At 72.6% G+C, this 15,747-nt stretch carries 8 protein-coding genes and 1 riboswitch; of the genes, 6 read left to right on the top strand and 2 right to left on the bottom strand.

Translation table 11 applies throughout. From position 1 onward, the window contains the following. Positions 1–24: 24 nt before the first annotated feature. Positions 25–1,827: a ShlB/FhaC/HecB family hemolysin secretion/activation protein gene (locus FHT38_RS09770; RefSeq protein ID WP_183491561.1), complete on the bottom strand. Its 1,803-nt coding sequence runs from the start codon at positions 1,825–1,827 to the stop codon at positions 25–27. Between the two features lie 84 nt (positions 1,828–1,911). Further along, positions 1,912–2,012, bottom strand: a riboswitch (cyclic di-GMP riboswitch). 289 nt (positions 2,013–2,301) lie between these two features. On the opposite strand from FHT38_RS09770, the gene FHT38_RS09765 reads away from it, so the two are divergent. Then, on the top strand, positions 2,302–5,316 hold the full coding sequence (locus FHT38_RS09765) for a ligand-binding sensor domain-containing diguanylate cyclase (RefSeq protein WP_183491558.1): 3,015 nt from the start codon (positions 2,302–2,304) through the stop codon (positions 5,314–5,316). Positions 5,317–5,503: 187 nt separating this feature from the next. Beyond that, entirely contained in the window at positions 5,504–7,732 is a 2,229-nt protein-coding gene (locus tag FHT38_RS09760; RefSeq protein WP_255488645.1) for a LamG-like jellyroll fold domain-containing protein, read from the top strand. 27 nt (positions 7,733–7,759) lie between these two features. On the opposite strand, the gene FHT38_RS09755 is transcribed toward FHT38_RS09760, so the two are convergent. After that, on the bottom strand, positions 7,760–9,478 hold the full coding sequence (locus tag FHT38_RS09755) for a cyclic peptide export ABC transporter (protein WP_183491556.1): 1,719 nt from the start codon (positions 9,476–9,478) through the stop codon (positions 7,760–7,762). Between the two features lie 217 nt (positions 9,479–9,695). On the opposite strand from FHT38_RS09755, the gene FHT38_RS09750 reads away from it, so the two are divergent. From FHT38_RS09750 to FHT38_RS09735, 4 genes are all read left to right on the top strand, one after another. After that, positions 9,696–10,634, top strand: a complete 939-nt coding sequence (locus FHT38_RS09750; protein WP_183491554.1) for an alpha/beta hydrolase — start codon at positions 9,696–9,698, stop codon at positions 10,632–10,634. Positions 10,635–10,746: 112 nt separating this feature from the next. Continuing rightward, a complete protein-coding gene (locus FHT38_RS09745) occupies positions 10,747–11,901 on the top strand; it encodes a GNAT family N-acetyltransferase (RefSeq protein ID WP_255488644.1) in 1,155 nt (384 codons plus the stop codon). 7 nt (positions 11,902–11,908) lie between these two features. Continuing rightward, positions 11,909–13,216 (top strand): lysine N(6)-hydroxylase/L-ornithine N(5)-oxygenase family protein, encoded by a 1,308-nt coding sequence (locus FHT38_RS09740; RefSeq protein ID WP_183491552.1) that lies wholly within the window; start codon positions 11,909–11,911, stop codon positions 13,214–13,216. 207 nt (positions 13,217–13,423) lie between these two features. Further along, positions 13,424–15,727: a TonB-dependent siderophore receptor gene (locus FHT38_RS09735; protein WP_183491550.1), complete on the top strand. Its 2,304-nt coding sequence runs from the start codon at positions 13,424–13,426 to the stop codon at positions 15,725–15,727. Positions 15,728–15,747: the final 20 nt, after the last annotated feature.

The following is a 15,747-nucleotide window of genomic DNA, read 5'->3' as shown; positions in this document are numbered from 1 at the left end:
CGCAAGGGCATCAACGGAAAGGCATCAACGGGAATAGGTCAGGCTGAAGCCCGCGACGACGCGGGCCGCCGGGAAGCGCGCGGGCTGCCACAGCGGCGCGCCGGCGAAGACATCGAGCGAGAAGCCCTGCGTGCGCAGGCGCGAGCCGATGACGGCGCCGGTCAGGTGGCGTCCGGCCAGGCGTTCCGCGCCGTTGCCGCCGACCAAGCCGGCGTCCACGCCCAGGTACATCGACACCGCCGGGGAGCCCTGCGGCGCGCTCACCGGCAGCTCGGCCTCGTTGCGCCAGAGCAGGCCGTCATCGGCGGACAGGGAGGCATCGCTGCCGAAGCCGCGCACCGTGTAGCGGCCGCCGATGGAGAAGCGGTCCTGCGGCGTCAGGCGGTTCAGCGCGAGCTGGCCGCGCAGCGAGCTGCTCAGCTGCAGCTGACGGGCGCCCAGCGGCAGCGCGCCGTTGACACTCACGCTGCCCTGCAGCAGCTTCACGCGCGAGTCGGCCTCGCCGAAGGCCTCCTCGGGCGCCTCGAGCGCGTGGAAGGCGCCGGTGCCGCGCTTGAGGCTGAACTCGGCCTCGCTGCCGACGCCGCCGGCCTGGCGCTTGAGGTTGAAGCCGGCTTCCCAGCCGCCGGTGCGCCGGCGCTGGACCTCGACCTCGGTGTCGTCGATGTAGTTGCGCGAGCCGCGCCCGAACAGCTTCACGAAACCGCTGAACTTGTACTGGCCGTCGCGCCAGAGCATGCGGGTCAGCTTGAGTTCGCCGTTGCTGCTGGCGCCGCGGTAGACGTAGGTCTGGTTCGCGCCGATGACGACCTGGCGATAGCCGCTGCGGCTGACGGTGACGCTCAGCAGCGCGTGGCCCCAGGGCAGCGAGTAGTGCAGCACGTGGCCGCCGGTGCCCTTGTGCGGACCGTCGCGCTCGTCGACGCGGCGCGCGAGCCAGTCGGCGTCGCGGTTCAGGGTCACGTAGAAGAGGTCGTTGAGCGTCAGCGCATGGTCCAGCGAGGCGGTCAGCGCCAGCGGATAGCGGCCGGTGGCCTCGCTGCCGCTGTCGTCCAGCGACACCTGCCAGCGCCATTGGCGCCCGCCCTGGTAGCTGACGGCGAGGTCGCTGTAGCCGGGCTCGACCGTGTCGCGGGCGGGTTCGACCTGGATGTCGGCCTGCGCGCCGGGCACGCGCTGCAGGTTCTCCAGCGCCTGCTCCATGTCGCGCAGGTTGAGCACGTCGCCGGGCTTGACCGGCAGCGCGTTGGCCAGCCGCACCTGCGGGGAACTGCCCTCGCGCACGCGGATCGCGTGGACGCGTCCCGGCACCACGGTCAGGCGCAGCACGCCGGTGGACAGATCCTGGGGCGCGGCCAGCACGCGCGTGGTGATGAAGCCTTCCTCGATCAGCGCGTCCTGCAGCCGCGTGACCAGCGTGGCCACGCCGGTGGCGCCCAGGCAACGGCCGATCGGGGCGTCGTCGCCCTGCGGGCCGTCCAGCGCGCGGATCTGGCGGGCCATGCGGGGCTGGTCCTCGACGCCGTCCAGCTCGATCCGGGTGATGAGGAAACAGGGCGACTCGTCGTCGCGCAGGCGTTGACGTGCCGGGGGCGGGCTGGCGCGCAGGCGCACGTCGGGTTCGCGCTCCAGCGACTGGCGCTGCTGCGCCTCGCGCTGTTGCTGGAGCTGGCGTTGCGCGTCGGGGTCGACCGTGCCCGGCGGCAAGGCCTGACCCCAGGCGGTTTCCACGCCGGCGGCGAGCGCCGCGGCCAGCGCGACCATCGCCACTGCCGGCACGCCGGCGGCCGGGCGCACGTGCGCCCGCTTGTTCTTGTCCTGCTGCATCCCTTGCCTGCCTGTTGGGCGTTGTTTTTCTGAACCCAAGGCAGCCGGGAAGACGGCAATGCATCACGGACTGGCGCGGACCCGTCCGGCAACCCCGCTATCTCGCGCCACGGCATCGGAGGGATGCCGGAGGGAGACCGGAAGCTTTGCGTCGCCGGCTCGCGCCGGTTTTGCCCTAGGCAGTCCGCGCCCTGTGAGATTGCTCACGAAGTGCTCGCTCGGCGGCGGACTCGAGTGAAGCACTGTATCGGAGTGCAACACGATCGACACATCGCACTTCAGGGAGGATTGACGAAGCGGCCGCGAGCCGCTAGCGCGGCTTTCGAGGCAGAAAGTCTCACGCCCGGCCCTCGCGATCAGCGCCCGGTGCGACACGGTGCGATGAGCGCCCGCCTGCCCGCTATCCTCCGGAGCTGAACGTGCGTCGCGAACCGCTGCGGCGCCTTGGCTGATCGCCGGTCCTCGCGTCCACCGATGCCCTCTTCCGCCACGCTCGCCCCACTCGCCTCGCCCGCTCCGCGCCGCTCCGCGCCGATCCGGTTCGCCCGCTGGATCCTCGCGGGCCTGCTGGCGGGCGCACTGGTCGCCACGGCCCCGGCGCAAGACCTGGCGCTGACCACGCACACGCAGTCGGACGGGCTCTCCAATCTCTCCGTCACGGCCACGGTCCAGTTGCCCGACGGCCGCCTGGTCATCGGCACCGAGAACGGTCTCTATCGCCACGACGGCGCCCGCATCACCCGCATCGACGCGCCCGACCTGCCGCTCGTCAACCGCCACATCAGCTCGCTGGCGCCGGACGGCCGCGGCGGCGTGTGGGTCGGGATGATCAGCGGCCTCGCCCGCCTGGGGCCCCAGGGGCTGGAGGTGATCGCCACCGGCAGCCCCGCGCTCTCCGTGCGCCAGGGCCATCGGACCATCGCCGCCACGGCCGACGGCGGCGTGCTGGTGGCGGCGATGGACGGGCTGTACGTGCTTCGCCGGGACGGCAGCGGCTGGCGCGCCACGCCGGCCTTCGCGCAGGCGCTGCTGGACCGGGAGCCCTCGCTGGCCGACATCCATGCGGTGCTGGTGGAGCCGGACGGCGGATGGTGGCTGGGCTGTGGCCGGGCGCTGTGCCGCTGGCGGGACGGCGCCCTGACCCGGTTCGGCGAGCGCGACGGCCTGAAGCCGGCGCGCTGGGGCGACCTGCTGCGCACGCGCGACGGCGCCCTGTGGGCGCGCGGCCAGACGCAGGTCGCGCGCCAGGCGCCGGGCGCGGATCGCTTCGAGGACCTCACGCCGTCGCGCCTGGGCGACAGCACCGTGCGGCTGCACCTGCCGCTGGCGGAGGACACGCAGGGCCGCGTCCTCACCTCGAGCGACGACGGCGTGCTGCGCTGGCAGTCGGGCCGCTGGACGCGCTTCGGCGCCGAGCACGGACTGGACGTCGGCAGCGGCGTGCACGCGATCCTGCAGGACCGCGACCACGACCTGTGGCTGGGCACGGCCGGTCACGGGCTCGTGCACTGGCGCGGCTACGAGCACTGGCGTCAGTGGACCCGGCGCCAGGGCGTGCCGAGCGACGACCTTTGGACCTTCCTGGAGGAGGCGCCCGGACGGATGTGGCTGGGCACCGGAAACGGCGCGGCCCTGTTGGATCCGGACAGCGGCAGGGTGGATGTCCGGACGCCCGGCGGAACGAACGATCAGGTCGGGGGCCTGGCGCGGGACGAGGCGGGCCAGCTGTGGATGGCGACCTACTCCGGCGAGCTGTTCCGGCGACGGGCCGGCGGAGCGTGGCAGCGCGTGGCCAAGGGGTTGCCGCTGGTGTTCGTGCTGCAGCCGGCGCTGGGCGGCGGGATGTGGGCGGGAACCGACAAGGGCCTCTTCCTCGTGCCGCCCGCCGGCGGGGCCGCCAGCGGGGCCACCGGGGCGCCGCCCCGGGTGGTGCCGGCGCCGGGCATGGCGGCCGACCGCGCGAAGTCCCTGACCGTCTTCGCGGCGTGCACCTCGCCCCAGCGGCGCACCTGGTTCGCCACGTCGGCCGGGCTGATCGCGCATGACGAGGCCCACGGCGTGACGAGGCCGGCCATCGCCGGGCTGCCGGACGGCCTGTCGATCGAGAAGGTCGCCTGCGGCCGGGACGGCGCGCTGTGGGTCGCCTCGCGGGACCACCGGCTCTGGCGGGTGGCGAGCGACAGCGACGGCAACAGCAGCGGCGGCAGCGACGGCGCTGGCGCGTGGCGCGCCGCCGCGCTGCAGCCGGGCGAGGTCCTCGGCCGCCGCACGGTGATGGCGCTGCTGTCCGACCGTCGCGGCTGGCTGTGGGTGACGACGGACGACGGCGTGCTGGTCTGGAACGGCGGTCCCTGGCGCCGTTTCGACGACAGCAACGGCCTGGGCTGGAACGACTGCAACCAGAACGCGCTGGTCGAGGACGCCGCCGGCGACATCTGGATCGGCACGAGCCGCGGCGCGACGCAGGTGATCGCGCCCGAACGGCTGCTCGACCCGGCGCGCGTTGCCCTGCACCTCACCCGCGTGACACGCGACCAGGTGCCGATGCCGCTGGATCGCGCCTGGACGGCGGACTGGTCCGCCGGCGCGCTGGAGATCGCCTGGGCCGCGCCGGTATTCCGGAACCGCGCCACGCAGCAGGTGCGCTACCGGCTGCGCGGCCTGGACGAGCAATGGCGCACCACGGCGCACGAGGACGTCGTCTTCCCCGCGCTGCCCGGCGGTCGCTACGTCTTCGAGGCGCGGGTGGAGAACATCGACCTCGGCCTGGTGTCCGAGCTCGCCGCGCTGCCCTTCGAGATCCGGCCGCCCTGGTGGCGCAGCGCCTGGGCGCTGGCGGCGGCCGGCGCGCTGGCGGTGGCGCTGATCGCGCTGGCGCATCGCTGGCGGGTGCGCGCCTGGGTGCGGCGCCAGCGCGAGCTGGAAGGCCTCGTCGGGCGGCGCACGGCCGAGCTCAAGGCGTCCTACGAGCAGATGCGCACCCTCGCGCTGACCGACGGCCTGACCGGCGCGATGAACCGGCGCGCCATCACCGACCTGGCCGCCCGGGAGATCGCGCGGGCCCGCCGCGGCGACGCGGCGGTGACGCTGATGCTGATCGACATCGACCACTTCAAGCGCATCAACGACACCCATGGCCATCCCGCCGGCGACGCGGTGCTGACGCAACTGGTGCTGCGGCTCAAAGCCACGATGCGCGACTACGACGCGATCGGCCGTTGGGGCGGCGAGGAATTCCTGCTGGTGCTGCCCGGCCTGTCGATGGCGCAGGAGCAGGGCCGGCGCCGCGCGCAGGCCCTGCAGCGCTGCATCGGCGACCAGCCCTTCGACATCGGCACCGGCACGCCGCTGGCCGCGACCTGCAGCGCCGGCGTGGTGGGCGTGCCCCCGGCTTGCGACGAGTCGCTGGAGGCGCTGGTCGCGCGCGCCGATGCGGCGCTCTACGACGCCAAGCACGGCGGACGCGACCGATCGGTGATCGTTTCGTGATGACTCGGTGAGCTCTCCGGTCCGCACCGCCGCGGCCCGGGGGCCGGGTGTTGTGCGAGGCCGACGGGCAGCGGTCACAGAGTGCAACGGTTGAGGCGATGACAACGGTGTCCGGCCAAGATGCGCCACGCGCTCGCAAACGCCGCATGTCGCCCTCCCTTCCTCTTCCGACGCAGGCCCCACCGTGATGAATTTCGACTTTGACGCGTGGCTCGCGTCGACCAGCACCCGCCGCCAATGGATGCGCCGGGCCCTCGTGACCGGCGGCTCGGCGCTGGGCCTGTCGGCCTGCGGCTCGGGCGGAGGCGGTGCCAACGAGGCCGTCTCGGCCGAGAGCAGCGGCGGCGCGTCGACGCCGACCGGTGGCACCACCAGCGGCAGCACCGGTGGCACGACGACCGGCGGCACCTCGACGGCGCGCGTCTTCACCCACCCCGGCCTGCTGCACACCGAAGCCGACTTCACCCGCATGCGCACCCAGCTCGCGGCCGGTCGCGAACCCTGGGTGAGCGGCCTGCGCGCGCTGACCTCGAGCAGCCGCGCGCAGCTGGGACGCGATCCGCAACCGGTCGTCACCGCGATCCGCGGCGGCGACGGCGAGAACTTCCGCGCGATGGTCGAGGACGTGCAGCGCGCCTACCAGCTGGCGCTGCGCTGGAAGGTCACCAACGACCCCGCCTATGCCGACCAGGCCGTGCGTTACGTCAACGCGTGGGTGAGCACGATGACCACGCTGACCGGCAACGGCGACCGCTTCCTCGCCGCCGGCATCTACGGCTACCAGTGGGCCAACGCGGCCGAGATCCTGCGCACCTATAGCGGCTGGAGCGCGACCGACCGGGCCGCCTGCCAGCAATGGCTGCTGACGCATTTCTATCCGCTGCAGAGCAGCTTCCTGAAGGACCACAACGGCACCAACATCACCAACCAATGGGCCAACTGGGACCTGGTGTGCCTGGTGGGCATGCTGGCCGTGGGCGTCTTCGCCGACCGGGCCGACGTGTACCAGGAGGCGCTGGACTACTTCCACCGCGGCCGCGGCAACGGCGCCTCGCGCCACATGGTCTACGCGCGCCATCCCGGCCACATGGGCCAGTGGCAGGAAAGCGGCCGCGACCAGGGCCATGCGACGCTCAGCCTGGGCATGGCCGGCTACCTGTGCGAGATGGCCTGGAACCAGGGCGACGACCTCTACGGCGAGGACGACAACCGGCTGCTGGCCGGCGCGGAGTACGTCGCCAAGTCCAACCTGAAGGACGCCGCCGGCGCCTTCTACACGCTGCCCTTCTACCTCTACATCAACCGGCAGGGCACCTTCACCGCGGTGTCCGACGGCGGCCGGCCGAATGGCCGCCCGTGCTGGGAGCCGATCTACAACCATTACGTCAAGCGCAAGGGCCTGGCCGCGCCGTGGGTCAGCGCGCTGGCCGCGCAACTGCGGCCGGAGGGCAACACCTGGCTCGGCGACGACCTGAGCTTCGGCACGCTGACCTTCTCGCGCGACGCGGAGGTGACGCGCGTCCCGCCCGCCGGGCTGCAGGCCATCGTGCGCGGCGGCGCGATCCAGCTCTCGTGGTGGGGCAGCGCGGATGCGGCGGCCCATGCGGTGATGCGCGCGCCGGCCGGCTCCTCCACCTACACCGAACTCACCCGCGTGAACGCCGGCGGCCTGCCCACCTGGACGGACAGCGCGGTGTCGCAAGGCCGGTGGCAGTACCAGGTCCGCGCGCTGGACGGCGCCGGCGCGGTGCTGTCGACCTCGGCCACATCGACCGTGGACCTGGACGCCCCGCTGCTGCTGAGCCTGCCGCTGGACGACGGCCAGGGCACGACGGCGCGCGATGTCGGCGGGCGCCAGCGCAACGGCACGCTGGTCGGCGGCGCCTCCTGGGGCGACGGCCGCAAGGCCGGCACGAAGGCGCTGGCGCTGGACGGCGCCTCGGGCCACCTGGCGCTGCCCACGGGCGTGCTGGCCGGCGTCGGCGACGTCACCATCGCCGGCTGGGTCTGGTGGAACGGGGTGAACAAGGGCAACGCCCGCGTCTTCGACTTCGGCTCGACCGACATCACCTATCTCACGCTGCTGGTGAGCAACGACACGATGCGGGTCAGCGTGACCAACACCAGCTACTTCGGCGAGCAGACGGTCTCCACCGGCCCGCTGGCCAAGGGCCGCTGGGTGCACCTGGCGATGACGCTCAAGGACCGCACCTGCACCCTGCACGTCGACGGCGCGGTGGCCGCGTCGATCACGACGATGGACCTGGCGCCCTACCAGCTCGGCGACACGACGCAGAACTGGCTCGGCCGCGCGCAGTACGGGCAGGACCCCTACTTCAACGGGCGGCTGCAGGACTTCCGGATCTACGGCGGCGCGCTGAGCACCGCCCAGGTCCAGGCGCTGGCGCAGGGCTGAGGGACAGGCCGAGGATCAGGCCGAGGGTCAGGCCGCCGCGGCCGCGCGTTCCGGCCGGGACGCGGGCGCCGCGCCCTCGACGATCCGGCCCTGGGCCATGCGGATCACGCGATCGGCGAGGTGGAAGTAGCGGTCGTCGTGCGAGACCACGATCAGCAGGTGGCCCTTGTCGCGCAGCTCCGGCAGCAGCTCCGTGTAGAACAGGTGGCGGAAGGTCGGATCCTGGTCGGCCGCCCACTCGTCGAAGACCAGCACCGGGCGACCTTCCAGGTAGGCATGCACCAGCGCCAGGCGCTTGCGCTGGCCGGTCGACAGGTCCACCGTGCTGAACGCGCCGTTCTTGACCGACACCTTGTGCGCGATCTCCAGCCGCTGCAGGTAGGGCAGCGCGCGCTGCGGCAGGCTGCCGCCCTGCCCGGCCTCGGCGGCCAGGTCCTCGAACAGGTAGAAGTCCGAGAACACCGTCGTGTAGAGCTGGCGATAGTGGTCGCGGGTCTGGTCGGTCACCGGCCGGCCGTCCGCCAGCACCTGGCCCTGCTGCGGCGCGTACAGCCCCAGCAGCAGCTTGACCAGCGTGGTCTTGCCCGAGCCGTTGTCGCCGACGACGAACACCATCTCCCCGCGCCGCAGCGTCAGGTCCACCGGCCCGAGCACGAAGGCCTCGCCGCCGTCGGGTGCCGGGAAGCCGTAGCGCACGCCGCGCAGCTCGATCGACTCGGCCAGCGCGGCCGGCTCGCCGGGCTGGCCCAGGTCCAGGAAGGGCTCGGGCGTGGCGAAGCGCGCCGACATGTCCGCGATGCGCTGGAAGGCCACCCGCGCCCGGCCGATGCCCGGCACCGCCGCGGCGATCTGGTCCAGCGGGCCTTTCAGGAACAGCAGCACCAGCACGAAGCCGCTGAGCACCGGTGGCGGCATCGTGCTGAGCGCCGCCCAGCCCAGGATCAGCGCGATCAGCAGGAAGAACAGCGCCGAGCCGAAGGCCGTCGCCAGCACGTAGGTGTTGATGGCGCGCCAGTTGATCTCGCGGATGCGGTCGACCGTGCCTTCGATCTGTCCGCCGTACATGCCGGCGCGGCGCGCGCGGTGCATGCGCAGTTCCTTGGCGCCGTCGCTGATGGCGCGGTAGGCCTTGTGCAGCTGCTCCTCGGCGTCGCGGGCCTTGTGGAAGCCCTTGATGCCGCGCGCCTGGGCCCAGGTCTGCACGCCCACGCCCACGACCAGGGCCACCAGAAGCAGCACGAACAGCGCCGGTGACAGCCAGGCCAGGTAGCCCAGGCAGCCCAGCGTGATCGCCAGCGCGATCAGCGCCGAGGACAGCACGAAGGCGGCGTCGCTGATCATGTCCACGTCGCCGGTCAGCACCGGCATCAGGCGGTGGGTGCGATAGCGCTCGAGGGCATCGATGGGCGCGGCCAGGATCTTGCGCGCCAGGCTCTTGCGCACCTGCGCCACCAGCCGCTGGCCGACCAGGTTGGTGCTCATGCTGGACGCCGCGCGCCCCACCAGCGCGATCGCGCACAGCGCCACGAAGGTCAGCAGCAGCCCGCCGGCCATGCCGCCGGGCCGGTTCAGCACCGCGTTGATCGTGCCCAGCAGCGCCACCGTCGCCGCGCCGGCGGCCACGCCGGTCACCGCGGAGAAGGCCAGCCAGGGCAGGAAGGGCTTCAGGAGCCCGGAGACTTCGCCGGCCTTGCCGGGAGCGGGGCCCGGCGGATCGCCAGCCGGGGTGCCAGGAGCAGTGTTCATCAGCGCGGTCTTTCAGCCGCCGGCCCAGCGGCGCGGCGGACGGGTGAGGTCCTACCGGGTAGACGATCCGGCGGCGGGTTTGTTCATGGCTCGCGCCGCGAAAAGGTGGCGCCGACGACGACCGCCCATGAACAAGCGCGCGGGACGGACGTCTTACCTGCAGGCGCGTGATGGCGCCCTTCCCGCAACGAATCCGCCCCGCGCCGGCGACCCTCCCATGCCCCTGCATCCCGATCTGGAAGCCTTCCTCGACCTGGTCAACGCCGCGAACGCCGACGGCCCGGCGCTGCACGAGTTGACCGCCGAACAGGCGCGCGCCGCCTACGACCGCTCGACGCGGGCGCTGGACCTGCCCGGCCCCGACCTGCCCTGCGAGGCGCTGACGCTGCCCGCCCGCGACGGCCACGCCCTGCCCGCCCGGCTCTACCGCGGCGACACGGCGCCGCGCGCGCCGGTGCTGCTGTTCTTCCATGGCGGGGGTTACGTGCTGGGCGGGCTGGACTCGCACGACTCGCTGTGCCGGGACCTCGCGCGGCAGGCGGCCTGCGCGGTCCTCGCCGTCGATTACCGGCGCGCCCCCGAGCACCGCTTCCCCACCGCCTTCCACGATGCCGAGGACGCCGCGGCCTGGCTGCGCGCCCATGCCGTGGCGCTGGGGCTGGACCCGGCCCGCATCGCCGTCGGCGGCGACAGCGTCGGCGGCACGCTCGCGACCGCGCTGACCCTGGCCGCGCGCGACGCCGGCCTGGCGCAACCGGTGCTGCAGCTGCTGCTCTATCCCTGCACCAGCGCCCACCAGGACACGCCGTCCCATCGCCGGCTGGCCACCGGCCACCTGCTGGAGCAGCGCAACCTGCAATGGATGTTCGGCCAGTACCTGCGCGACGACGCGGACCGCCTGGACTGGCGCTTCGCGCCCTTGCAGGCCGCCAGCCTGCACGGCCTGGCCCCCGCGCACCTCGCGCTGGCCGAGTTCGACCCGCTGCTGGACGAGGGCCTGGCCTACGCGCGGGCGCTGGAGGCCGCCAGCGTGCGCACCCGCGTCCAGGTTTACGCCGGCATGGTGCATGACTTCGCCCGGCTCGGGAACGTGGTCGAGGACGCCGCCACGCTGCGCGCCGACGCCGCCGCCGCGCTGGCCCACGCCTTCCGCTGAGCCGGGCCACCGCGCCCCCGGGCACCGCCCGCATGAACAAATCGGCGCGGCCAACGTCATTACCGGAAGACGGCGGCGCGCCGAGCGCCGCGACCACTTCCGAGGCAGTCCCATGTCCATCGCTGCGCCGGCCCTGTCCGCCGGCTCCGATCCTTCCCTCGCCAGCGCCGGCTCCCGCACCGCCGGCCGCATCCTGAGCCGCGTCGCGGGCCAGGAGCTCGAGACCGTCATGAACGGCCCCCACCTGAGCGTGCTGCCGCGGGACGGCGGGCCGGTCAGCGCCTGGATGCTGGAGCCCGCCGCGCCGCTGCCGCTGCTGCAGCCCCGCGACGACCTGGACCGGACGCCTCCGGCGCTGCTCGACCTCCACCTGCCCGCGGCGCTGGAAGCGGTCTTTGCGCTGCGCCCGGACCTTGCGGCTGTGTCGCTCGGCGGCGCGTTGCCGGCCGGCTCGGCGCTCCTCGCGGGCGGCATCGCGCTGCAGCCCGCCGGCCAGCCGGCCACCGTCTCGCGGGAGCTGTTCTGGCAATGGGACCGCCTGTGGCTGACCGACCGGCGCGATCCGCCGCCCAGCCAGTACGTCTTCAGCAAGGACGGCCGCCGCCATCCGCGCCGGCCGCCCAAGCCGGTCGGCGCCGTCTACCGCCGCCACATCCCCTGGCTGGACCAGGCCTTCAGCCTGCGCGCGATGGACGTCGAGCGCGACCTGGCCACCGTGAACCGCTGGATGAACGAGCCCGCCGTCGCGCACTTCTGGCAGGAGACCGGCGACCTGGAGCACCACCGCCGCTACCTCGCCGGCGTGGCCGCCGACCCGCACACCACCGGGCTGATCGGCTGCCTGGACGAGCGGCCGTTCTGCTACGTCGAGGCCTACTGGGCCAAGGAAGACCGCATCGCGCCCTTCTACGACGCCGCCGACCACGATCGCGGCTGGCATGTGCTGGTGGGCGAGCCGGCGCTGCGCGGCCGGCCCTTCCTGACCGCCTGGATGCCGGGCGTCTCCCATTACCTCTTCCTCGACGACTGCCGCACCCAGCGCCTGGTGATCGAGCCCCGCATCGACAACCGCCGGATGATCCGCAGCCTCCACCGCTGCGGTTACGCCTCGCTCAAGGAGATCCAGTTCCCGCACAAGCGCGCGGTGCTGGGCCTGCTGATGCGCGAGCGCTTCTTCGACGACGCGCTCTGGATCCCGCGCACCGACGACGTCGACGCGCCTGCGCCCGCGTCCTCCGGCCATTCCCTCGCAGTTCCCCAATCCTGAGGCACCCATGCACATCCATGACCTGATCGGCATCGGCTTCGGCCCGTCCAACATCGCCCTGGCCATCGCGCTGGAGGAAGGTCGCGACGCGCGCCCGCAGCACCGGCCGCTGGACGCGCTGTTCGTGGAACGCCAGCCCGGTTTCGTCTGGCACAGGAACATGCTGCTGGACCAGGCGCACATGCAGATCTCCTTCCTGAAGGACCTGGCGACGCTGCGCAACCCGTCCAGCCGCTTCACCTTCCTGAACTACCTGCACGAGAAGGACCGCCTGCAGGACTTCATCAACCTGAAGACCTTCTTCCCCAGCCGTCACGAGTTCAACGACTACCTGGCCTGGGCCGCGGCGCAGTTCGAGGACCGCTGCGCCTATGGCGAGGACGTGGTCGAAGTGCTGCCCGAGCCGCGCGCCGGCGAGGTGAAGCTGCTTCGGGTGCGCTCGCGCGACGCCGCGGGCGCCGTGCGCGAGCGCCTGACGCGGCACCTGGTGGTGGGCGTCGGTGGCGCACCGCGCATCCCGGCCGAGTTCAAGGCCTTCAAGGACGATCCGCGCGTCTTCCACTCCAGCCACTACCTGGAAGCCATCGCCAGCCACGGCCAGGCGCGGCGCATCGCCGTCGTCGGCGCGGGCCAGAGCGCGGCGGAGATCTTCATGGACCTGCACGGCCGGCCGCAGCGGCCGCAGGTGGACCTGGTGATGCGGGCGCGCTCGATCAAGCCCTCGGACGACAGCCCCTTCGTCAACGAGATCTTCAACGCCGACTTCACCGACTTCGTCTTCAGCCGCTCCGGCAGCGAGCGCGAGGAGCTGCTCAACGAGTACTGGCACACCAACTACGCGGCGCCGGACCTGGCGCTGATCCAGCAGATCTTCGAGGTCTTCTACCGCCAGCGCGTCAGCGGCGAGCCGCGCCACCGCTTCCTGCGCCGCCACGAGGTGGCCGGGGTGCAGGCCGGCGAGCACGGCCTGCGCCTGACGCTGCGCGACCTGAACCACGCGCGCACGACCACGCAGGACTACGACGCGATCGTGCTGGCCACCGGCTACGAGCGCGACCGCCACCGCAGCCTGCTGGCGCCGCTGGCGCCCTACCTCGGCGACTGGGAGGTGGACCGCCACTACCGGCTGCGCGCGCAGCCCGGCTTCCATCCCAGCGTCTTCCTGCAAGGCGCCTGCGAGCTGACCCACGGGCTGAGCGACACGCTGCTGTCGGTGACCGCGATCCGCTCGGGCGAGATCCGCGGCGCGCTGCACGGCGCGACCGGCCTGGACCACGCGACTGGGCGGCAGGACAGCGCCCGGCAGGCCGCATGAGCGGCCGGTCCGGGGCGCCGCGAGCCGGCCTCTGCCGGCCGCCGCCGGGTCCTTGAACGGAGGACCCGATCGCGCCGACCTGCCCCTTCTCCGCGACGCGCGCCGCCACACGGGATCCGTGGCGGCGCGCTTTTTCACGTTCCGGGCGCCTCGTTGCCCACCCTGTTCCCGTTCGCCACAACCATGAATCCTCAGAAGGATCGCGCCATGTCCCCGTTCCCGTCGCTCGCCCTGTTCCGTCCTCACCGGCTGTCGTTGGCCCTGACCACCGCCTTCGGCACCCTCGCGCTCGCCGGCGCCGCGCCCGCGCGGGCGCAGGCCGTCGCCGCCGAGGCGCCCACCGACAGCGCTCCCGCGGCCGCGGCCGCCTCCGCCGCGGCGCCCGGAGCCGCCGCCTCGGCCGCCACATCGGGCACCACCTCCGGCGCCGCGCTGCCCACCGTGTCGGTGAGCGGCCGGTCCGCCACCAGCGAGGGCACCGGCTCCTACACGGTGCGCAGCACCGGCGCCGGCACCCGCATGCCGCTGTCGCCGCGGGAGACGCCGCAGTCGCTGACGGTCGTCGGCCGCCAGCAGATGGACGAGCAGAACCTGGACACGCTCAACGAGGTGATGCGCCAGACGCCCGGCATCGTCGTCAACCGGCGCGACGAGCGCGTGGACTTCACGTCGCGCGGCTTCTCGCTGAGCCAGATGGTCGACGGCATCCCGACGCTGGCCTACAACAATGTCTCGGCCGAGGCCAGCATGACCAGCATGGCGATGTACGACCGCGTCGAGGTCATCCGCGGACCGGCCGGCCTGCTCAACGGCGTGGGCCAGCCCGGCGGCTCGGTCAACCTGGTCCGCAAGCGCCCGACCCAGCAGTTCGAGGGCAGCGTCACCGTCGGCGCCGGCAACTGGAGCCGCACCCTGGCGCAGGCCGACATCGGCGGCAGCCTCACCGCCAGCGGCGGCGTGCGCGGCCGCATCGTCGCCTCGCACTCGGGCGGCGACACCTTCATTGACAACAAGCGCCGCAAGGACAGCCTGCTCTACGGCATCGTCGAGACCGACCTCGGCGCCCGCACCGTGCTGGCCGCCGGCTTCGAGTACCAGAAGAACGACATCGACGGCGCCAACTTCGGCAACATCCCGCCCTACTACGGCAACGGCGCGCGGCTGGTGGTGCCGCGTTCCTACTCCTTCAGCACGCCCTGGAGCACCTGGAACATGGAGACCCGGCGGGTCTTCGTCAACCTGCAGCACGCCTTCGACAACGGTTGGCAGGTCAAGGCCGAGGTGGCACAGGTCAAGAACCAGCGCGAGCGCTACAGCGGCGACCTGCAGAGCACGCTGCCCACCTTCCCGATCAACGCGGCGACCAACATCGGCGTCGTCTCGCTGAGCGACAACCCGGCGGACGGCACCAACAAGTCGCTGGACGTCTACGCCTCGGGCCCCTACCAGCTGTTCGGCCGCACGCACCAGGCGGTGATCGGTTTCAACGTGAACAAGCTGGAGACCGAGATCGCCAACAACAGCGCGCTCAACACCGGCACGCGGCTGGATCGCCGCCCGGGCGGCGTCTTCGACCTCGGCGCGATCGCCAAGCCGGACTTCCTGTACCCGCGCCTGCGCCAGAACGCCGAGACCGAGGAACGCGCGGCCTATGCCTCCACGCGCCTGCAGGCGACCGATGCGCTGTCGCTGCTGGTCGGCGCGCGGGTGACCTCCTACGAGAACCGGTCCTACCAGCGTTCCTGGGCCGGCACGGCCAACGGCGCGCGGGTGGACGGCGTGCCGATCAAGGAGACCTCGGTCGTCACGCCCTACGCCGGCGTGGTCTACGACCTGACCGGCGAGTTTTCGGTCTACGGCAGCTTCACGCAGATCTTCCAGCCCAACACCTCCAAGGACGAGAACGGCAACGTGATCGATCCGCAGCGCGGCAGCAACGTCGAGGTGGGCGTGAAGGGCGAGCACTTCGGCGGCCGCCTGAACACCGCGGTCGCGGTCTTCCGCACCAAGCAGGACCATGTGCCGGTGGCCACCGGCACGCTGCAGCCCGATGGCTCGCCGGCTTTCCGCGGCGAGCGCGGCACGGTGACCGAGGGCTTCGAGCTGAGTGCGTCCGGCGAGGTGCTGACCGGCTGGCAGCTGATGGCCGGTTATGCCTACGGTACGCCGCGCAAGGCCGATGGCACGCCGCTTTCGCCGCACCTGGCCACGCGCACCGTCAACCTGGCGACCAGCTACCGCCTGCCCGGCGCGCTGAGCCGGCTGACCATCGGCGGCAACCTCAGCTACCAGAACGCCACCTCGATGGACATCGTCTCCAAGACGCCGCTGACGCAGGGCGGCTACACGCTGATCGGCCTGCTGGCGCGCTACGAGCTCACGCCGCGCATGACCGTGTCGCTCAACGTCGAGAACGTGACCGACAAGACCTACATCTGGATGAGCGGCCAGTCCGGCTACATGTTCGGAACGCCGCGCAGCACCTGGCTGCGCGGCAGCTACCGCTTCTGAGGCCGCTGGCGACGCCGGTG

Source organism: Mitsuaria sp. BK041, from assembly GCF_014193085.1.
Classification (GTDB): Bacteria; Pseudomonadota; Gammaproteobacteria; order Burkholderiales; family Burkholderiaceae_C; genus Roseateles.
This window is presented reverse-complemented; position numbering and strand designations above follow the sequence as displayed.